The following is a 19639-nucleotide window of genomic DNA, read 5'->3' on the forward strand; positions in this document are numbered from 1 at the left end:
TTGAACCCTCCCGCCCCCAGTGCGCTCCATGTCCGACCTCGCTGCCGCACTCGACGCCGACGGGCTGACCTGCTTCGTCGGCGCCGGCGGCAAGAAGACCACGATGTACGCGCTGGCGGCCGCCACCGACCGCGCGGTCGTCACCGCGACCGTCCGGATCCCCATCTTCGACCCGCACGTCGCCCGCGTCGCCGTCACCGAGGACCCCATCTCGACGCTGGTCACCACCGACGCGTTCCCGCTCGGCCTCGTGCCCGAACAGGAGTTCGAGGACCGCTACCGCGGCTACGAGCCCGACACGGTCGCGGAGATCGCGGCGGCCCACGACGGCCCGACGCTCGTGAAGGCCGACGGCGCCCGGATGCGCGACTTCAAGGCGCCCGGCGAGAACGAGCCCCGCATCCCCGAGACGGCCGACACGGTCGTCCCGATCGCCAGCGCCCACGTCGTCGGCGAACCGCTCGACGAGGCGCTCGTCCACCGCCCCGAGCGCGTCGCCGCCGTCGCGGGCGTCGACGTGGGTGACGAGATCACGCCCGAGACCGTCGGCCGGGTGCTCGCGAGCCCCGACGGCGGCCTGCGCGGCGTCCCGCCGGGCGCGACGGCGATCCCGCTGGTGAACAAAGTCGACGACGAGGACGACCTCGCGGTCGCCCGCGAGATCGCCGACGCGGTGCTCGACCACGCCGACCGCTCGGTCGTCCCGCGCGTGGTGCTCGCGCGGATGGCCGACGCCCAGATACGGGAGCTCCGCGAGTAGCTACGAGAGCCGCGCGGCGGCCTCGTCGAACTCTTCCTGGGTGTTGAGGTTCTCGAACGTGTCGAGGTCGGTCACGGTCTCCAGTTCCGCCTCGCTCACGACCGCGTAGGAGAGATGCTCGAGCGGCGCGAGGATCTTCCGGTCCCCCCGCTCCAGCGCGGCGTCGCAGGCGTCGGCCATCGCGTCCGGGCGGTAGACGGCCTGCGTCGTCTGGTACCAGCCGTCGCCGAGCCGCGGCACCGCGCCGTCGAACGGCGGTGCCCCCTCGTCGTCGGCACCTTCGGGGGGCGCGATCTCGCCGCTCGCGCGGCCGAACAGGTAGTCGATCGCGTCGGGATCGACGAACGGCATGTCGCAGGCGACGACGGCGGCGTACTCGCCCTCGGCGGCCCGGCAGCCGTTCCTGATCCCCGCCATCGGCCCCTGATCGACCTCTGGGTCGAGCGCGTACGTGGTCGGAAGTTCGAAGCCAGCGAGCGCTTCCTCGATCGCCTCGCGCTGGTCCTCGCGACAGTTGACAACCAGTTCGTCGACGACCGGTGCGAGTCGGTCCGCCACGCGCCGGATCATCGGCGTCCCCGCGAGCGGCGCGACCGCCTTGTCGGCGTCGCCGAACCGGGTCGAGCGCCCGCCGGCGACGATCACGGCCGAGTGCATGGGCGTGGGTCGGCGGCGTCGGGGAAAGTCGCTTGCGGTCGCGCTCAGCCGTCGTACTCGCGCTCGATCACCACGTCGCCGCTCGCGTTCCTGACGATCACGGTGTCGCCGGCGTTGTTCCACACGGGACTCCCCTCGCCCCAGTAGAGATCGCCGTCGCCGTCCTCGCCGCTGCCGGTGTGGAGGGTGAGCGTCTCGTTCGGTCCGATCTCTGTCCCTTCGGGGAACGTGTACGTGTGGTCGGCCTCGTCGCTGACCGTCCAGCCCGCGAGGTCGATCGTCTCGTCGCCGGCGTTGCCGAAGGTGACGTACTCGTCGTTGAGGTTCTCGCGGTCGTCGCCCGCGGCGTCGGCGTGGATCGTCTCGATCCGGAGCGGCGCGCCGCCGTCGGCGACGGCCAGCGGCGTCTCGGTCGCGGTCTCCGGGCTCTCGGTCGCGCAGGCGCCCCAGAGCCCGACGCCGTCGCCTCGGGCGGCCTCCTCGGCGGTCCCGTAGCGATCACGGTACTCGAACCCCGAGTCGTCGTAGCGCCGGGCGAGCCCCCGCGTGATCAGGCCGTAGTTGAACGACTCCCCGTCGACGTGGACGTACGCCAGCAGGCGACCGAAGTAGCCGCGCCGGGGCTCGTTCGCGTCGAAGGATAGCGTCACCGTCTCCCCCATGAGCTCGTCCTTCGCGTGCTCGCTGGCGCGCTCGCCCCAACTCCGGAGGCAGTCGCGCCCGGCTTCCGTGTCCGGCACGCCCGGGAACTCCGCGGGGTCGTTCTCGGCGTGGACCTCCGGCGTGTCGACGCCGAGCAGGCGCACCGTGTCCTCGCTCCCGTTGGGCAGGCGCACGTCGATCGTGTCGCCGTCGACCACGTCGATCACCTCCGCCTCGACCGCGTCGGGCTTGGGCGTCGCCGAGGGGGGCGCGTCGGCGGGCGTCGACGCCCCGGCCGCCGTGGGCGTCGGCGTCTCGGTGCCGAGCGGCATCCGCCCGTCGCCGTCGGTCGATACGGGGCCGCCGGCACAGCCGGCGAGAACGAGCAGCAGACTCAGCGCGATCGCGCGGACGGGAGACTGCATCGTCGGCGGTACGGAGAGCAGCGGGAAAGGTGTTGGCTACGGGGCGAGCCGGTTCTTCCGGTTCTTCATCTCCTCCTCGTAGTACTCGAAGGTGACCGGACACCACTCCGCGGCGAAGTCGAGGACCTCCTCGGTCAGCCCGCGGATCTCCCACTGGGCGTCGGCGGCCGCGCGCATGTCGGCGACGTGCATCAGCGTCCGGGCGTTCATGCTCATCACGACGTTGACCTCCGTGCCGATCGGGAGCACGAACCGCGCGTCCTCCGGGGGCATCCCCAGCTCCAGCAGGCGCTGGTACTCCTCGACGGAACGCTGGACCGAGTTCCGGAACACCTCCTCGCGCTGCTCGACGGTCTCCTCGTCGACGCTGCCGCTCTGCTGGTTGCGGCCGATCCAGTCCGGGTCGGTCGCCGAGGGCGGCGTGACGACCATCTCACCGTCGCCCACCTCCTCGGGGTCGACGTCGTCGAACGCGACGTAGCGCATGCTCTGCACGTCGAAGGAGACGTGGCGGTGGCGGGTGAGCTGAGCCATACACGAGCGGGACATCCCCTCGATCGCGAAGGTGGCCTGGGGGTGCTCGAAGGGGCCGAAGTGGCCGTGGCTCAGCAGGTGGCCGATCAGCGTCTCCTTCTTCTCCCTGATCGTGTCGCCGTCGACGGTGTCCATCGTCTCCGCGAACGTCTGGTCGCCGACGAACGCCGACGCGTAGTCGTTGCGCGCGGCCGAACAGATCAGTTCCTCCGGGTCGTCCGTGGCCTCGAGCAGCTCGACCTCCATCTTACTACGGCACGGGGCCCGGCGCGGCATAACTCTACCTTGTCCGTCCGCGCCCCCCGTGACGCCCTTGGCCCGGAACGAATCGCTTTAGTGGCTCTCCGCGGAATTTGCCCGTATGGCAATCAAGCCGAAGTACGTCAAACAGCTGGGGACGATCCTCCTCGAGAAGTACCCCGAGTCGTTCAACCAGAACTTCGAGACGAACAAGGAGAGCGTCTCCGCGCTCACGAACGTCGAGTCGAAGGAGGTCCGCAACCGGATCGCGGGCTACATCACGCGGAAGAAGGCGGGCGCCGCCGCACAGGAAGCCGAAGCGTAGTTCTCGCGTTAGTAGCTGTACTCGTCGGCCGTCAGCTGGACGTAGCGGTTCCGGTTCCGGAACTTCGTCAGCTTGTACTGCCCGAGTAGCTTCGCACCCCGCAGGCCGGCCCGCGGGCTCCAGGAGAGCATCTCCCCGGCGTCCTCCCCGGCAAGCATCTCCTCGCCGACCGAGAACACCTCGTCCCACTTCTCGGGGGTCCACCCGCGGACGAGTTCGGACAGCGAGACGTTCCGCAGCAGCTCGTCGCCGACGGCCTCGTGCCACTCGTGGTTGTAGTGGCCGAGCTTCCCCTGCGCGGCCAGGCGGCCGGCGATCTCGCCGGTCCGGACCGCGAGGTGGTCGCCGCCCTCGTGGAACGCCGAGGTGGTGCCCATCGCGCCGCCACAGACGGCGACGCCGGCGTCGACGGGCGAGTCGACCGGTCGCGTCGAGGAGATCGGGTACGTCTCCGTCCCGCGGCTCTTCCCCGCGTCCTCGACGATCGGGAAGTCGCTCAGCTCGTACTCGTCGCCGTACTCGCGTTCGAGCAGGCGCTCGATGTACGTCGCGCCTGCGGGATGCGGTCGTCCTCCGGGTGTAGGAGGTCGTAGGAGTCGCGCGCCTCGACGGCGTCGATGTCCATCCCGATGGGCATCGTCAGCCCGACGCGGCAGACCCGGTCCCGGTTCGGGAAGATCCACGGGTAGGCGGTGTGGCCGGGCATCAGCCCCCACCAGAACACGATGGCGTCCTGCACCTGCTGGTAGATCTCCTCGGGGAACTTCCGATACTCCTGGTAGGCGATGTGGTTGGCCGTCGGCGGCGAGAGCACCTGGCTCGCGGCGCGGTGCTCCGGGAGGAACTCGTCGAGCACGTTCATCGTCACCGTTCGCTGGGGGCCGTCACAGAGCAGCAGGTGGTCGGCGCCGACCTCCTCGCCGCTCGCGAGGGTGAGCACGTGCCGTGGGTGGCCGTCCCGATCGGCGTCGACCGCGGTCACCGACGCCTCGACGCGGTAGTGGGCGCCGGCCTCCTCCGCGCGGGAGCGCAGGAAGTCGTCGAAGCGCGCGCGGTGAAAAGTGTAGCCGAACTCGTCGTACGACGACTCGATCCCGGTCGAGCGCAGGTTGCAGGCGGTCGTCGGCCCGCGGAACTCCGCGCGGTCGAGCACGTTCTGGACCACCCCGTCGGGCATCTCGTCGGGGTGGATCCCCATGATGTCGACCCAGTAGTCGAGGATGCCGGCGGCGTCGGTGGAGTCGGGCCCGAGCCCCTCGCGGTCCGCCCGGGGGACCCCCTTCTCCAGCACGAGCGCGTCGGCGCCGTGTTCAGCCGCGGCGTGGGCGGCCGACGTGCCCGCGGGCCCCCCGCCGACGATGGCGACGTCTACGCGTTCCATGACTGCATAGGTGCGGACTCGTCGCGTTAAAGTTACTGACTCGCCCCGTGGGCCGTCGCCGCCGCCCGCCGCGCTACGGCGCAGCCTGCCGCCCTACATGTACATCCGGTCCTCGAACGCCCGCTCGCGCTCCGCCGCGGCCTCGTAGCGGTCGGCGAGCTCGTTGTAGTAACGCTCGATCTCGTCGGCGAACTCCTGGAGCGGCTCGGTGTCGACTTCGAACCCGTACAGCTCCGAGACCGTGTCGATCAGCCGGATCGCGGCGTCGATGTCCGGCATCTGCTCGTGGACCGGCGTGCGGAACACGCCGACGGCCAGCGGCGAGTCGATCCCCTGCTCGACGAGTGCGCCCGTCACGCCGTCGAGATACCCCCGGGCCATCGGCGGCGTCTCCTCCTCGCCGTCGAGCCGCCGCTGGCGGTAGTCGTCGGTCGCGACGTAGTACGTCTGGTGGTCGTCGGGGCTGTGCCGCATCGGCACCGCGTCGACGACGACGACCTCCGCGACGCCGTGGTGCTCGGTCCAGTCGAGGATCGCCTCGCCGAACGGGCCGCTCAGCACGGGCGGGACGAACAGCTCGTTCTTCAGCAGCGTCAGCTCCAGGTCCGGCCGGGAGAACAGCCGCGTGTGGTGGGTCGGCGTGCCGTTCTCGAAGGGGGTGATGCTCGGCATCCCCTCGGCGCTGACGTGGCCGGTCTCGGTCAGCTCCAGCTGGTCGATGAGGAAGTCGACCGCGGTCAGCCCGGAGAGCCCGTAGCTCGCGAACCCACAGAGCAGCGTCTGCTTCGGCGCTTCGGTGTCCTCGACGGCGAACTGCCGGGACTTCGGGGGGGTCGAATCCATACCGTACTGTCACCGCGAGAAACCTTAGTTCTCCGGGCGCTCCCAGTCGCTGGCAGCCGCGACCGCCGCCATCGCCTCGCGCTCGCGGGCGCCGCCGCAGCGGTCGACCACGGCCGCGAGGAAGTCGAGGCGCTCCCTGAGTTCGGCGTCGTCGAACCCGGCCACGTCCAGCCGCGAGGCCGCGACCGTCGCCTCGACCACGGCGCCGAAGCCGCGGTTGATCGTCGGCGCGCGCTCCCGAACGACCTCGCTCTCGCCGGGCCGGAGCTCCCACTCCCGGATCGTGGTTTCGCCCTCCGTCCGCGACCCGACGCACGCGGCCTCGACTTCGACCCAGGCGTCGGCGCTCGGGAGCACCGGATCCGGCTCCTCCCGGATCGTGAGCGCGGCGTCGACGAACGCCCGCGGGTCGGCGACGAACTGGACGACCCCGCCCCCGCGGCGCTCGAAGTTCCGGCGCGTTCGCGTGTTCCCGTAGGTCTCTGCGATCACGGGGTCGCCCGCGTGGAGCCCGAGCGCGGCTACGTTCCACAGCCCGTTTGGCCCCTTCGTCGCGACGACCGACTCGGTGACGCCCCGCAGCGCCACCGGCCACCCCTCTGGCGCGTCGTTCTCGGGGACCCACGATCGCTCCCCGCCGTCGCGCTCGTCCCGGGTCATACCGTCAGCCCCCGTTCGAGCGCGACGAACAGCGCCGCCGCCACGCGGTCGGCGGTCGTCCCGGGGTTGATCTCCTCTTCGACGAACTCGTCGGCCAGCTCCTCGGCCGGGTCGAGCGAGCCGCGCCGCTCGACCGCCGCGAGCGTCGACGCCGCGCGCTCGCGGACCGACTCGGCCGTCGACGCGCCGTGGTTCGTCGCGACCAGCGTGTCTGGCTCGGCGGCGAGCTGCCGGAGGAACGACCGCGCCGCGCGGTCGAGGACGGGGCCGTCGTCGGCCAGAATCGACTCGGCGGCGTCGAACGTCCGGGGGAACCCCTCGACCCACTCCGCGGCGTTGGTGTCGGGCGTCCCCTCGTCGGGGTCGGCGGAGAGCGCCATCACGTCCCAGAGCGTCGCCCCGCGCTCCCGGAGCGCCGGCTCGGCGTCGCTCCCGCGGCGCGCGTCGAGGGCGTCGACGCCCTCGGGCGGGTCGCCGAGCGCCACGTCGACGTGCTCGAACGCGCGGTAGAACGCGACCGCGTCGTCGACGGTCGTCGCCCGACAGCGCTCGCGGACCGCCTCGCGGCCGAGTTCGCCCGCCGCGGCTGCGCTGACGAGCGGCGTCAACAGCAGCAGGCAGCCGAACTGCGTGTTGCCGCCCGACTGCCGGCTCATCCTGGCGACCGCGCGCTCGAATGCCTCGCCCAGCGGCGCGCCGTCGGCCGCGAGTCGCAGCCCCGCCGCGCTCCCGACGCTCCCGGCGAGGAACTGCTCGAACCGGAGGTCGTCGAGGTCGCGGTGGCGGTCGACGTTCCCCGGCTTCGGCGTGCCGGCGACCTCCAGCAGCAGCGCGAGTTCGGCGTTCTCCGCGGGCGTTCGGGCGCGATCGGTCACGGCTCGACCCCCACCGTCCCGGCCTCGTCCTCGGCGCGCCACTCCTCGACGGCGTCGGCGACGCGGGCGAGCACCGCGGCGTCGTCGCTCGGCCGGCCGACGCTGACCGCGTCGGCGCCGTACTCGAGGTACTCCCGGACGCTCTCGCGGCCTCGGACGCCGTTGTTGGCGATCAGGAACAGGTCGGACGCGTCGGCGATCTCGGCGATGACCTCCTCGCTGTCCATCGCGTCGACGTGGATCGCGTCGGCGCCCGAACGCTCGACGGCGTCGGCGACGGCGACGAGGTCGACGCCGTCGAGCTCCGTCCGCACCTTCACGCTCACGTCGGCGCCCGACGACGCGGCGGCGTCGACGAGTGTCGCGAGGCGCTCGGGCTCACGGAGCAGCGTCTCGCCTGCGCCGGCCGCACAGAGTTCGTCCTGTCGGCAGTGGGCGTTGACCTCCACGATCGCGTCGTGATCGGCGGCCACCGCCGCGACCTCGCGGAGGGGCTCCGTCGCCGTCGACCGGACGTTGATCCCCGGCCGCACGTCGACGCCGGAGAGCGCCGCCAACTGGTCGTCGACGAACGCGACCGGGTCCGCCGGGAGGAACTCCGAGCGGTCGCGGTCGGCGACCATCCGGCGGGCGGCCTCGCGGGTCGGCTCGTCGAGGCAGACGCCGCCGAGGAACGCCGCGCCGGCCCACTCGGCGCCGTCGGCGGCCCACTCGGCGTCGGACTCGCCCGAGAGCGACGCGAGCGCGAGGCGGGGGTCGAACACCTACCGCTCACCCCCGAGCGCGGGCAGCTCGCTCGTGTCGAGGTCGTCGCCGTCCAGTTCGGCGGGATCGACGGCGAGGCCGAGGTCGGCCGCGGACGCGCCGACGGCCGAAAGCGCGAGCGCGCAGGCCCGCGCGACCCGCTCGGCGTCCGCCGGTTCGTCGATTCGCGTGTCGGTCCGGACGACCGGTCTGTCGAGCTCGGTGCCGTCGCCCTCGTCCAGCACGAACGCGTCCGCGAAGCCGTACGTCTCCGCCACGCCCGCCGTCGAGGGTTCCCGGCCGGTCCCGGCCATCAGCTCCGCGACGGGGCCGGAGAACGGCTCGTCCTCGCAGAACGGCGAGACGGCGACGACCGGCGTGCGGTCGAGGGCGGCGTCGACGCCCGGCAGCGCCCGGATCGGCCCCACGGAGGTGACGGGGTTGGAGGGGCCGACGACCACGGGCTCCCCGAGTGCGGACTCGACTTCCGGCGTCGGTTCGGCGCCCTCGGCGCCGCGGAACTCCACGTCCTCGACGGGCGGGTCGGCGCGCTCGGCCACCCAGTACTCCTGGAAGTGCATCACGCCGTCGGGGGTGTGGATCATCGTCGCCACGGGGTCGTCGCTCATCGGCAGCAGGTCGATTTCGAGGTCGAACGCGTCGGCGAGCGTGCGCGTGGCCTCGGTGAGCGTGTGCCCCTCGTCGATCAGCGAGGTCCGGGTGAGGTGGACCGCGCGGTCGCGGTCGCCGATCGTCATGAACTCCGCGACCCCCGAGAAGCGCCGCCAGCGAGCGATCTCCCGGCCCGCGGTCTGGGCGTCGTCGTCCAGGTAGCGCGGCCCCGAATCGAGGTCGGCGGCGTCGGCGATGCGGAACAGCTCGTCGTTCGTCTCGTGACTGTCGCCGTCGATCCCCCACCACGTCTCGCGGTCGAGGACGCCGCCGCCGTCGAACAGCACCGTGTCGAGATCCGGCGAGACCAGCAGCCCGCCCAGCTCCACGTCGTCGCCGGTGTTGCCGACGACGCTGACGGCGTCGCGGGCGAAGACGGGGTCGTCGCCCGACAGCAGCTTGGGGGTGCCGGTCCCCCCGGCGAGGAACGTGACCATGGCCGGGGTTTCGGGCCTGCGGGGTTGAAGCTTCCTCTCCCGCGCACACCGGGGCGACTTTGGGGCTCGCCCCCGGGGAGCCCGTATGAACGCGATCAAGGACTCCGTCCACGACTGGATCACCCTCTCCCCGGTCGCGGCGGACCTGCTCGACACGCCCGCCGTCCAGCGGCTCCGGCACATCAAGCAGCTCTCGACGATCCGGCTCGTCTACCCCTCGGCCTCCCACACGCGTTTCGAGCACTCCCTCGGCGTCTACCACCTCGCCAGCGAGGCGCTGTCGCACCTGCGCGTCGACGGCGAGCGCGCCGCCCACGTCCGGGCGGCCGCGCTGCTGCACGACGTGGGCCACGGCCCGTACGGCCACCAGACCGAGGAGGTCATCATGCGCCGCGCCGGCCGCCACCACGACGAGATCGCCGGCGTCGTCGAGGCGACCGGGGTCGCCGACACGCTCCGGGAGCACGACCTCTCGCCGGACCGCGTCGCCGAACTCGTCCGCGGCGAGGGCGAGCTCGGCCAGCTCGTCTCGGGGGAGCTCGACGTGGACCGGATGGACTACCTCGTCCGGGACGCCCACCACACGGGGGTGCCGTACGGCTCGATCGATCACGGGCGGCTCGTCCGCTCGCTCCGCTACCGCGACGGCGAGCTCGTGCTCGCCGAGGGGAACGTCCGCACCGCGGAGTCGCTGCTGCTCGCCCGCGGGCTGATGAACGGGATCGTCTACCGCCACCACGTCTCCCGGATTGCGGGGTCGATGCTCGAACGCGCCAGCGAGCGACTGCTCGACGGCGGGAACGGCGTGGGGATCGACGAGTTCGCCCGGATGGCCGACCACGACCTGCTGGTCGCGCTGGGCGAGCACGTCCCGGAGCTCGGCGGGCGGATCGAGCGCCGCGACCTGTACAAGCGCACGGTCTGGGCGGACCTCTCGGACACGCCAGCCCACCTGCTCGAACTCGAACACGGCGACGAGCGCGCCGCCGAGCGCGACATCGCCGAGCGCGCGGGCGTCGACGAGTCGGCGGTGATCGTCGACGTGCCCCAGCGGCCGTCGATGAAGGAGTCCAACGCCCGCGTCGTCGTCGACGGCGTCGTCCAGCGCTTAGAGGAGGCGTCCGGGCTCGTGAGCGCGATCCGGCAGGCCCAGCGCGACGGCTGGCGACTGGGCGTGTACGCACCAGAGAGCGAGCGCGAGGCGGTCGCGTCGGCGGCCGTCGACGTGCTGGGGCTCCCCGACCGAGTGCAACGGTAGCGCCGCGACCGGTGGTGGCAGGCGGACTCGCCGTTTCGACCCGCCCGTGGAGGCAGACTGCCCTACGCCTCGAGCGCGGCGGCGATCGCCTCGAGTTCACCCTTCCGGAACGATCGATCGATGCCGTCCGTCGCCCCGTTGACAGGGTCGCCGATCATCTCGAGGATTCCGGCCCGCATCTCGGGTTTCGGGGGCAGCGAGTCCCCACCGATCTCGTAGCCGACGGCGTCACAGAGGGCGGCGAGGTCCTCCTTCGTGAACGCCGCCGAGATCTCGCGCTCGAACCGTCCCGTGGCGACCCTGATCTCGTTCCTGAGTTCGTCGACGGTTTTTGCCATACCTGTCCGTGCAGCGAGAGCGCCGTGTAGGTTCTGGTTAGGCGTCCCCGCCGCTCGCGGGCTGGAACGGGCGGCTCGGGAGAATCCATCGTCACACGGGGCTCGGTGGGGGTAACCCTCGTCACTGCCGCCCGGCGGGAGTTGGGAGTGGGGCCGTATCAGTCGTTCGCTACGCGGCGTCGCGGGGAGTCAGTCCAGCACCAGCCACGGCACCTCGATCAGCGGCGGGATGTGCGTCTCGATGTGGTGCTCCCAGACGCCCTCCTCGCCGAACGCCTCGCCGTGGTCGGCGGTGACGACGACTCTCCCGTCGAGCTCGTCGACGAACTCGGCGATATCCTCCAGCACGATCCGGAGGTTCTCCTCGTACAGCCCGAGCGCGGCCTCCTGGGTGCCGTTCTTCATCACCTCCGCGGGGTCGAGCTCGAGCCAGAGCCCGGCTTTCTGGGCCAGCTCGCTGCCGTCGAGCACGCTCTCGACGTTGGTCCGCAGCCGGTCGCTCATCGACGCGAGCGTGCCGCCGTCGGCTTCGGCGTCGCCGTTCTCGGCTTCCTCCTGCTTCCGGATCCCCTTCTGGATCTGCTTGAGCTTCTGGCCCTTCCCGCGGGAGAGGTAGGGCGCGTGGGGCTGCATGTAGTGGAGGACGGTCCGCTCGGCGGCGTCGACGGCGTCGCGGTTGCGCCGGAACGCCTCGGTGATCCCCTCCGGCGGCACCGTCCCGAGCTCGTCGTCCCAGCCCGACTTCCAGACGTCGAACACCTGGCTGATGTGGTCGGAGGCGGTCCACTCGTACTCGCAGCTGGCCCCCCACTTCAGCTCGTTCAGCGGGATCCCGAGATCGTTGATGAACGGGTTTCCGGAGAAGTAGGCGATGTCGTGCTGGCCCGTGAAGTTGCGGTAGGCCCACTCCGGCGTCGAGGAGCCCGCGCTGCGTCGCTTCTCCAGTCGGCCGTCGAGATACTCGTCGTAGATCTCGTCGAACACGTCGAACCGGCAGGCGTCGAGCACCAGGCAGTAGTCCCACTCGGACTCGAGGAAATCCTGATCCCGCATCGATTACGGAGGGGTTCTCAGCCGTTCTACGTATTCCTGTTGCTTTCCCGGAACGCCGGGAGAACGGGTTCGGCGCTTCAACACGACTTTGTGGGGCGCTCCCCTGGGAGCCGTATGGAGCTGTTCGCCGTACCGGAGATACCGGAGATCCGCGAGGGCGACGACCTGGCGGCGACGATCGCCGAGCGGGTCGACCTCCGGCCGGACGACGTTGTCTGTGTGGCCTCGACGGTCGTCTCGAAGGCCGAGGGCCGAGCCGCTGATCTCGAGGAGTTCCCCGCCGGCCCGCGGGCGAAGGAGATCGCCCGGAACCTCGAGGAGATATCCGGCGACGAGAAGGACCCCCGGTTCGCCCAGGCGGTGCTCGAGGAGAGCACCGACGTGGTGATGGAGGAGCCGTTCGTCCTGACCGAGACGCGGTTCGGCCACGTCGGCGTCAACGCCGGCATCGACCGCTCGAACGTGCCCGAGCACGACCTCCTCCTCCTGCCGAAACGGCCGACTGAGTCGGCCGAGCGCATCCACGAGAAGCTCCCCGAGTCGCCGCCGGTGATCGTCACCGACACCTCCGGGCGGCCGTTCCGGCACGGTCAGCGCGGGATGGCGATCGGCTGGGCCGGGATGCCGGCGTCGCGGGACTGGCGCGGCGAGACCGACCGCGACGGCCACGAGCTCGAGGTGACCGTCCAGAACGTCGTCGACGAGCTCGCCGGCGCCGCCAACCTCGTCTCCGGCGAAGGCGACGACGGCGACCCTGTCGTCGTCGTCCGCGGCTGGGAGTTCGGTGACCACGACGGCAGCGACAACATGTTCCGCGAGATGCGCGGGGACTTCGTACGCCAAGCGCTACGTGACTGGGAGTACGAGGACTGAACGATGTCGGACACCACTCCTGCGCCCATCCGCCGCGGGATCGAACTCACGCCCGAACACCCCGTCTCCCGGCTCGCCGAACTCGGGAAAACCGCGGAGGAGGCCGGCTTCGACGCCGCGTTCGTCTCCTCGCACTACAACAACCGCGACCCGTTCCAGGCGCTGACGGCGATCGCCGAGCGCACCGACACGATCCGGCTCGGCCCGGGCGTCGCCAACCCCCACGAGAGCCACCCCGTCGCGCTGGCCTCCCGGATGGCGACGCTCGACGAACAGTCGGGCGGGCGCGGCGCCTTCGGCATCGGGCCGGGCGACCCGTCGACGCTCCGGAACCTCGGCGTCGACGGCGACGACCGCGGGCTGCGCTCGGTGCTGGAGGCGTTCAAGATCGCCGAACGGCTCTGGAACGGCGAACGCGTCGACCACGACGGCACGTTCGTCGCCGACGATGCGGGGCTGAACTACGAGCCGCCGGGCGAGCTCCCCGTCTACGTCGGCGGCGAGGGGCCGCACATGTGCCGGATGGCCGCGAAACACGCCGACGGGCTGCTGTTCAACGGCTCGCACCCCCGGGACCTCGCGTGGGCCGCCGACCGCGTGGATGAGGGGCTGGAGGAGCGCCCCGACCGCCGCGGCGCGTTCGACTTCCTCGCGTACGCGAGCGTGAGCGTCGCCAGCGAGCGCGAGGCCGCCCGGGAGGCCGCGCGACCGCCGGTGGCGTTCATCGCCGCCGGGGCGCCCGAGCCGGTGCTCGCACGGCACGAGATCGACGCCGACCGCGCCGCCGCCGTGGGCGAGAAGATCAGCGAAGGCGACTTCGCGGGCGCGTTCGAGCGGGTCTCCCCCGCGATGATCGACGCCTTCGCCGCTGCGGGAACAGTCGACGAGGTAGCGGATCGACTCGCGGGTGTGCTCGAACACGCCGATGGCGTCGTGTGTGGCTCGCCGCTCGGGCCGGATCTCGACGCGGCGGTCGAACTGGCGAGCGATGCGCTCGTGAAGGCCGAGAGAAGCGGCTGAGAACTACCGCGTCGACGTCGCGCCGAGCAGGTCGAGCAGGCCGCCGGCGGCGAGATACGCCAGCGCGCCGCTGGCGGCGAGCACGAACAGCGCGCCCATCGCGGCCGAGACCGCCGAGAGCGGGTCCTGGGTGACGACGCCCTCGAACAGCCGCCCCATCTCGGGGAGATCAGTGACGAGTCGGGTCGCGAACTCCTGCAGCGTGGCCATGCCCGGCGGTTGGGCCGGGGGTCACTTCGCTCTTCCGAGTGAGGCGAGGGAGTTTTGGGGGCGCCCGTCGTCGTGCTCGGCGTGACGCTCGACCCCATCCACGTCGACACTATCGCCCGCATCGCCGCCTCCATCGCGGGCACCGTCGACGACTCCGACCACGACGACCACGCCGAGCGCGCCTGGGAGCTGCTCGACCCCCTGCGCGCGGACGGCCGGGTCGTGGTCGAACCGCTCGACGAGCCGTCGCTCCGGGCGGCGTCGATCGACGACGTGGCGCTCGCGGACCGGCCGTTCGACACGACCCACGGGCTCGACGCCGGCACGCTCAACCCGACCGGGTTCAAGAACGGGCTGCTGCTCGACGTGGCGCAGGCGGCGATGGCCGCGGCGCCGACCGACCTGGAACTCCACCGCTCGCGCTCGCTGGTCGCGACCGTCCACGCCAACGACGCGACCCGGGAGTACGGCACCGACTGGCAGCAGTACGACGAGGGCTACAGCCGCCAGCGGGTGCTCCAGGTCCCCGAGGTCGCGGAGTTCGCCGACGAGGTGACCCACGAGCTCGCGCTCTACCTCGCGGAGTCCTCCCACGCGCTCGATCACGCCGCCGACGTCGACGACCTCCTGCTGCTGGACGGGCCGCTGTACCCCAAGCGGCTGTTCAACTGGGAGTCACGCGACCCCGCGCTGGCGGAGGCGACACAGGAGGCCGCCCCGCAGGCGATCGTCGAGAACTACGTCCGGCTCGTCGAGGGGTTCGTCGAGCGCGGCGTCCCGATCGCGGGGTTCGTCAAGAATCCCACCTCGCGGTTCATCGTCCGCACGCTGTCGGACCGCACGCCGACGCCGTGGACCGACGACGCCGCGCTGTTCACCCGCCTGCTCGAGTTTCGGGAGGAGCAGGCGGACGGGGCGACGAACGGTCACCCCGCCGACCCGGCGGCCGCCCGCGACGAGTCCGATCTCACCTTCACCTCCTGGTTCCGCTCGCGCGGCTCCTCGGACGAGCCGATGTCCGACGACGGCGACGCGATGGGGATCGAGCGCCGGCTCGACCCCGAGGCGTACGAGGTGACGTTCTGCTACCTCTACGACCCGCGGACCGACGTGACGTACAAGATCGAGGCGCCGTACGCGGTCACGCGCGACCCGGAGACCCGGGAAGCGCTGACGACCCAGCTGCTGAGCGAGGTGGCGACCGAGCGCGGGCCGCCGGAGGCGATCGGGAAGGCAGACGAACTGGCGAAGATCGGCGCCGGCGAGAAGGCGGCGATCCGCCGGAAGTTCGAGGAGACGTTCGGCAGCGAGTCGCGGTCGACGTACGACCGCCTGCGCTGGGGCGAGGAGGAGTAGTCTCGGTTTTCGGTCGGGGTTCGGTCGTTGGTAACTGGGACAGTGACAGCAACCCAAACAGCATCTCGATGCTTGGCTACTTGTGACAGCAGGGCGCCGGGCATGAAGCCCGGCGCGGCACCGAGTCCCCACCCCTCCCCCCGCCGGCGCCGACAGTCGGCGTCACCAGAAATCTCTGATTTCTGGTTGGCAGCCGAGAGTCGTCGACTCTCGGCGACGCTCGCGAGACGTCCACCGCCACTGCACCGCTGAGGCGGTCGGCGCGCGACGTGAGCCCCCCGGGGGCGAACGAGCGCGCGAGGGACGAGCGAGTGAACGAAGTGAACGAGTGAGTCGGCTGGGGAGGCGTGAGGGCTGTGCGGGGCGGTGCGGTCGCAAGTGGCCTTGCTCACTCCGCGGCCGTGTTTGCAGTCGAGATAGCGATTTCCGCGGTCGTGTTTGCGGTCGAGATAGCGAACTCCGCGGCCGTGTTTGCGGTCGAGATAGCGAACTCCGCGGCCGTGTTTGCAGTCGAGATAGCGATTTCCGCGGTCGCGTTCGCGGCTACGCCGGCGTCTCCTTCTCCACGTCGATCGTCACGTCGTCGACGCCGATGCGGGCGAACTGCGTGCGGATGTGCTCGCGCGCGGCGTCGAGCGCCTGCTCGCGCGTGTCAAAGCCGCGGGGCATCGGCGACTCGAAGGCGACCCGGATCTCCTCGCCGTCGATCTCGATCGCCGAGCCGCCGCTCTCGACCTGGTAGAACGCGTCGCAGACCCAGACGTAGGCGGCGTCCTCGTCGGGGGCGCCCTTGTAGGAGGGGGAGTCCTCGCCGCGCTCGAACACGGTGCCGGTGAGGGTCGTCCCGCCGCCGTGTCCGCTGACGTAGATCATACAGTCGCTAGTCGGTCTGCGCCTTTAGGGGTGGTGCCCGCGGCGCCGCAGGGAAAGGTGTATGGCGGGAGCCTCCACGTCCGGCGCATGAGCGATTCGGGCGATCTCGGCGACTTCACCGACTACGTGGGCGACGGGGACGACGACGCCTCCGCCGGCGACGGGGGCGACGACGCGGGCGACGACGCCCCGGCCGACGAGGCCGACCCCGAGACGGAGTTCGAGCGTTACGGCACGGAGCCGGCGGGCGCCGACCGGGGTCTCGGCACCGTCTCCGTCTCCCAGGGGCTCCGGGTCTCCCAGGACGGCGACGAAACGCGGCTGCGGGCGTTCATCACCACCGGGAACCGCGACTCGGTCCGGCTGGGGAGCTACCTGCTCGTCCCCTACCCCGACGACGAGACGCTGTTCTGCTCGATCGCGGCGCTGGAGTACGCTCAGGAGTTCCAGTCCGACGACGCCACCGAGATCCACGCCCGCCGGCAGATGCGCCGCGAGGAGTTCGAGGAGCGCGACTACAAGTTCATGGCCGAACTCGAGCCCGTGGCGGTCATCTACGAGGAGGGCGGCGAGCTCAAGCGGCGGATGACCGACCGCGTGCCCAAACCCGGCGCGCTGGCCCGGGAGGCCGCCGACGAGGAGCAGATCAAGACCGGCCTCAAAATTCCCGGCGACGGCGTCTTCCTCGGCCACCTCTCCGTCGGCGGCGAGAAGGTCCGCACCGCCGCGGAGCCGCCGACGGTCGACTACCGCGTGAAGGACGAGTACGCCGACGGCGACCCGCTGGTGTTCCGGCACACGCTCGTCGCCGGGGGGACAGGCTCGGGGAAGACACACGCCTCGAAGAACGTGCTGCGGCAGTACCTCGCGGAGGACCGGACGTACCCGATGGACGACGGCCGGGAGGTCTCGCCCGCCGTCGTGCAGTTCGACCCGCAGGACGAGTACGCCCAGATGCACGACGACAACCCCGGGATGAGCGATGAGTTCGCCCGCAAGCTCGACCGGGAGGGGATCGCCCACGGCGGCCACGACGACACGATCGCGCTCGTCCCCGTCGAGGACGGCGTGAGCTACGGCGGCGAGAACCACCGCGCCGAGCAGGTGCGGTTCACCATCCCGTTCTCGGTCGTGAACGAGTACGACATGCCGTGGCTCGTCGCCGGCGGGGGGCTGAACGACAACCAGTACCCCGCGCTCCTGACGCTGCTCAACCGCTTCTTCGGCGACTACGGCAGCGACGGCACGTACCAGGAGTTCCTCTCCTACCTCGACAATCCCGGGCTCAAGGAGGAGCTCGACGAGTCCGGGCGCGTCCACGAGGCGACGTTCGACGCCGTCAAGCGCCGCGTTCGCGGGATCCCAAACGGGATCTTCGACCAGGACGCCCGGCCGATCACGGAGCTGGATCACGAGCTCGTCCGGCCGGGCGGGCTGACGGTCGTGCCGACGTACCACCTCTCGACCTCGCGGGCGAAGGAGATGTTCGTGCTCGCGGTGTCGTCGCTGCTCGTCGACGACAAGCTCTCGAACTCCCCGCAGAGTCAGCGGATCAAGGAGACGCCGCTGGTGCTGGGGATGGACGAGGCCCACAACTTCCTCTCGGACGCCGACAACGTGCAGGCCCAGAAGGTGGTTCAGAAGTTCACCGAGGCGGCGAAGCAGGGTCGCAAGGAGCGACTCGGGCTGTTCCTGATCACGCAGGACCCGCAGGACATCGCGGAGCCGGTGTTCAAGCAGGTGAACACGAAGGTCGTGCTCAACCTCGGCGACGAGGACGCGATCTCGTCGGTGAACATCCCGAGCGAGCTGGCCCAGAAGGTGCCGTACATGGAGAAGGGGCAGATGGTGGTGTACTCGCCCGACAACTCCGAGCCCGTGGAGCTGATCGGACTGAGCGAGTGTGTGACCAGACACGGGGAGTGAACCAGTCACGGCTCGTGACCGACCGCGACCGCCGTGTCGCGGTCTCGGAGCGTGCTGCCGTGACTGTGTAGTGCCTCCACTGCTCGCGACCGATCGCGACCCCCGACCTCGGCGCCGGCGCCGCCACCTCGTTTTTTACGGATGCCGCCGAACCGCCAACCATGAGCGAACGCATACTCGTCGCGTACGACGGGACGCCGCAGGCCGAGGAGGCGCTCGAGTTCGCGGTCGAGGAGTGGGGGGAGCACGAGCTCACGCTGCTGTACGTCATCAACCCCGTCGAGGCCGGCTACAGCGCCGGCGTCGGCATCCCCAGCGGTGGCGAGGAGTGGTTCGAGCAGGCCAAAGCCGACGCCGAGGAGCTGTTCGCCGAGGCCGCCGAGGCGTACGGCCGGGAGTTCCGGACCGAGACCGCGGTCGGCCGGCCGCCGCTGGCGATCGTCAACGTCGCCGGCGGCGAGAGCGACGACGTCGACGCCCCCGCGTACGACCACCTCGTGATCGGGAGCCACGGCCGCACCGGCGTGTCGCGGATGCTGCTCGGCAGCGTCGCCGAGAAGGTGGTCCGCGAGTCGCCCGTTCCGGTCACTGTCGTCCGGTAGCGGCGACGACACGACGGTGACCCGGGGGTTACCTGATAGCCCCGAGGTGACCTAATTACGCGGGACACGACAGGCATTAAACGTCGACCGCCTCGCTCGCGTATGGAGTTCGACGAGGCGGTTCGCAGCCGCCGCAGCGTGCACGAGTACAGCGACGAGCCGGTCGACGACGACACCCTCGAGGCCGTCTTCGAGCGGGTTCGCTACAGCCCCTCCAGCTACAACCTCCAGCCGTGGGAGTTCCTCGTCCTCACCGAGGACGGGAACCGCGAGCGCCTGCAGGAGGTTGCCTACGGGCAGGAGCACGTCACCGACGCGCCGGTGGCCGTGGCGGTGCTGGGCAACACCGACCCCAGCGCCCACGCCGAGGCGGTCGCCGAGGACCAGCTCCGGAAGGGGTACCTCCCCAACGAGGAGGCCAAAGAGGGCCTGCTCGAGACGATCGAGGGGATGGCCGAGCGCGACGAGGAGACCAACCGCAACTGGGCCACCAAGAGCACCGCGCTGGCGGGGATGACGCTGCTGCACGCCGCCCGCGCCGAGGGGCTCGCGACCTGCCCCGTCGGCGGCTTCGACGCCGACGCGCTGCGCGAGGAGTTCGACATCGACGACCAGTACGAGCCGGTGATGCTGGTGACGATGGGCCACGCCGCCGCGAACGCGCAGGACACGAACGCGCCCCGGAAGTTCCGCCGCTCCGTCGACGAGATCGTCCACCGCGAGGCGTTCGAGCCGACGGCGGCCGACCTCGACGACGAGGTCGTGACCGAGAGCTACGCGACGCAGTAGGCCGATCACGGCTCGCGACCTGCCGCGGCCTCCGTGCCGCGGCCATGGAGCCTACGCCGTGGTCGTGCAGTAAGCCGATCGCGGCGCGTGAGCGGACCGCCGACGACGTCGGCGTCGCGGAGCGTGATGCCGCGATCGTGCCAGTA

General features: G+C 71.1%; 21 protein-coding genes and 1 pseudogene. 9 read left to right on the forward strand and 13 right to left on the reverse strand.

Translation table 11 applies throughout. From position 1 onward, the window contains the following. The first annotated feature begins 28 nt into the window (after positions 1-28). The gene (gene yqeC, locus ACP95_RS12675; RefSeq protein ID WP_049981554.1) at positions 29-760 is read left to right on the forward strand and encodes a selenium cofactor biosynthesis protein YqeC; all 732 of its coding nucleotides are present in this window, start codon (positions 29-31) and stop codon (positions 758-760) included. Here the strand turns inward: yqeC and ACP95_RS12680 are convergent, their stop codons facing one another. The 3 genes from ACP95_RS12680 to thyX are packed head-to-tail and all read right to left on the reverse strand — an operon-like array spanning position 761 to position 3264. After that, positions 761-1417, reverse strand: a complete 657-nt coding sequence (locus tag ACP95_RS12680) for a molybdenum cofactor guanylyltransferase (RefSeq protein WP_049981555.1) — start codon at positions 1415-1417, stop codon at positions 761-763. Positions 1418-1461: 44 nt separating this feature from the next. Further along, positions 1462-2484 (reverse strand): lamin tail domain-containing protein, encoded by a 1023-nt coding sequence (locus tag ACP95_RS12685; protein ID WP_049981556.1) that lies wholly within the window; start codon positions 2482-2484, stop codon positions 1462-1464. Positions 2485-2520: 36 nt separating this feature from the next. Then, on the reverse strand, positions 2521-3264 hold the full coding sequence (gene thyX / locus ACP95_RS12690) for an FAD-dependent thymidylate synthase (RefSeq protein WP_049981557.1): 744 nt from the start codon (positions 3262-3264) through the stop codon (positions 2521-2523). A gap of 115 nt (positions 3265-3379) precedes the next feature. Between thyX and ACP95_RS12695 the strand changes: the two genes are divergently transcribed. Next, positions 3380-3583: a 30S ribosomal protein S17e gene (locus ACP95_RS12695; protein ID WP_049981558.1), complete on the forward strand. Its 204-nt coding sequence runs from the start codon at positions 3380-3382 to the stop codon at positions 3581-3583. A gap of 8 nt (positions 3584-3591) precedes the next feature. On the opposite strand, the pseudogene ACP95_RS12700 reads toward ACP95_RS12695, so the two are convergent. The 6 genes and pseudogenes from ACP95_RS12700 to cofD form a co-directional block, all read right to left on the reverse strand. Further along, positions 3592-4964 (reverse strand): annotated as a pseudogene (locus ACP95_RS12700) (NAD(P)/FAD-dependent oxidoreductase). Between the two features lie 93 nt (positions 4965-5057). Continuing rightward, positions 5058-5807, reverse strand: coding sequence for a proteasome assembly chaperone family protein (locus ACP95_RS12705; protein ID WP_049981559.1), 750 nt, complete (start codon positions 5805-5807; stop codon positions 5058-5060). 24 nt (positions 5808-5831) lie between these two features. Further along, complete coding sequence (locus ACP95_RS12710) at positions 5832-6467, reverse strand: DUF447 domain-containing protein (RefSeq protein ID WP_049981560.1); 636 nt, start codon at positions 6465-6467, stop codon at positions 5832-5834. Continuing rightward, entirely contained in the window at positions 6464-7342 is an 879-nt protein-coding gene (locus tag ACP95_RS12715) for a triphosphoribosyl-dephospho-CoA synthase (RefSeq protein ID WP_049981561.1), read from the reverse strand. The genes ACP95_RS12710 and ACP95_RS12715 overlap by 4 nt, the downstream gene beginning before the upstream one ends. After that, positions 7339-8106: a tRNA-dihydrouridine synthase gene (locus ACP95_RS12720; protein ID WP_049981562.1), complete on the reverse strand. Its 768-nt coding sequence runs from the start codon at positions 8104-8106 to the stop codon at positions 7339-7341. Before ACP95_RS12720 ends, ACP95_RS12715 begins: the two co-directional genes overlap by 4 nt. After that, entirely contained in the window at positions 8107-9195 is a 1089-nt protein-coding gene (gene cofD / locus ACP95_RS12725; protein ID WP_049981563.1) for a 2-phospho-L-lactate transferase, read from the reverse strand. Between the two features lie 85 nt (positions 9196-9280). On the opposite strand from cofD, the gene ACP95_RS12730 reads away from it, so the two are divergent. Further along, a complete protein-coding gene (locus ACP95_RS12730) occupies positions 9281-10453 on the forward strand; it encodes an HD domain-containing protein (protein ID WP_049981564.1) in 1173 nt (390 codons plus the stop codon). A gap of 62 nt (positions 10454-10515) precedes the next feature. Here the strand turns inward: ACP95_RS12730 and ACP95_RS12735 are convergent, their stop codons facing one another. Continuing rightward, the gene (locus ACP95_RS12735) at positions 10516-10791 is read right to left on the reverse strand and encodes a hypothetical protein (RefSeq protein ID WP_049981565.1); all 276 of its coding nucleotides are present in this window, start codon (positions 10789-10791) and stop codon (positions 10516-10518) included. Between the two features lie 189 nt (positions 10792-10980). Further along, entirely contained in the window at positions 10981-11844 is an 864-nt protein-coding gene (locus ACP95_RS12740) for a hypothetical protein (RefSeq protein WP_049981566.1), read from the reverse strand. Positions 11845-11958: 114 nt separating this feature from the next. Here ACP95_RS12740 and ACP95_RS12745 point away from each other — a divergent pair, with 114 nt between their 5' ends. Together ACP95_RS12745 and ACP95_RS12750 are read left to right on the forward strand one after the other, a co-directional pair. Continuing rightward, the gene (locus ACP95_RS12745) at positions 11959-12717 is read left to right on the forward strand and encodes a coenzyme F420-0:L-glutamate ligase (RefSeq protein WP_049981567.1); all 759 of its coding nucleotides are present in this window, start codon (positions 11959-11961) and stop codon (positions 12715-12717) included. Between the two features lie 3 nt (positions 12718-12720). Further along, positions 12721-13737: a 5,10-methylenetetrahydromethanopterin reductase gene (locus ACP95_RS12750; protein ID WP_049981568.1), complete on the forward strand. Its 1017-nt coding sequence runs from the start codon at positions 12721-12723 to the stop codon at positions 13735-13737. 3 nt (positions 13738-13740) lie between these two features. Here ACP95_RS12750 and ACP95_RS16165 read toward each other — a convergent pair whose 3' ends face one another. After that, on the reverse strand, positions 13741-13947 hold the full coding sequence (locus tag ACP95_RS16165; RefSeq protein WP_049981569.1) for a hypothetical protein: 207 nt from the start codon (positions 13945-13947) through the stop codon (positions 13741-13743). 81 nt (positions 13948-14028) lie between these two features. On the opposite strand from ACP95_RS16165, the gene ACP95_RS12760 reads away from it, so the two are divergent. Next, positions 14029-15303 (forward strand): DNA double-strand break repair nuclease NurA, encoded by a 1275-nt coding sequence (locus tag ACP95_RS12760; RefSeq protein WP_049981575.1) that lies wholly within the window; start codon positions 14029-14031, stop codon positions 15301-15303. A 543-nt stretch (positions 15304-15846) separates the two neighbouring features. Here the strand turns inward: ACP95_RS12760 and ACP95_RS12765 are convergent. Further along, positions 15847-16176, reverse strand: coding sequence for a DUF7113 family protein (locus ACP95_RS12765; RefSeq protein ID WP_049981570.1), 330 nt, complete (start codon positions 16174-16176; stop codon positions 15847-15849). A gap of 87 nt (positions 16177-16263) precedes the next feature. Between ACP95_RS12765 and ACP95_RS12770 the strand changes: the two genes are divergently transcribed. The 3 genes from ACP95_RS12770 to ACP95_RS12780 all read left to right on the forward strand — a co-directional run bounded on the left by ACP95_RS12770 (position 16264) and on the right by ACP95_RS12780 (position 19493). Beyond that, positions 16264-18102 (forward strand): ATP-binding protein, encoded by a 1839-nt coding sequence (locus tag ACP95_RS12770; RefSeq protein ID WP_049981571.1) that lies wholly within the window; start codon positions 16264-16266, stop codon positions 18100-18102. A 161-nt stretch (positions 18103-18263) separates the two neighbouring features. Continuing rightward, complete coding sequence (locus ACP95_RS12775) at positions 18264-18704, forward strand: universal stress protein (protein WP_049981572.1); 441 nt, start codon at positions 18264-18266, stop codon at positions 18702-18704. A 102-nt stretch (positions 18705-18806) separates the two neighbouring features. Further along, positions 18807-19493, forward strand: coding sequence for a nitroreductase family protein (locus ACP95_RS12780; protein ID WP_049981573.1), 687 nt, complete (start codon positions 18807-18809; stop codon positions 19491-19493). Positions 19494-19639: the final 146 nt, after the last annotated feature.

Origin of the sequence: Halolamina rubra (assembly GCF_000739555.1) — an archaeon.
GTDB lineage: Archaea > Halobacteriota > Halobacteria > Halobacteriales > Haloferacaceae > Halolamina > Halolamina rubra.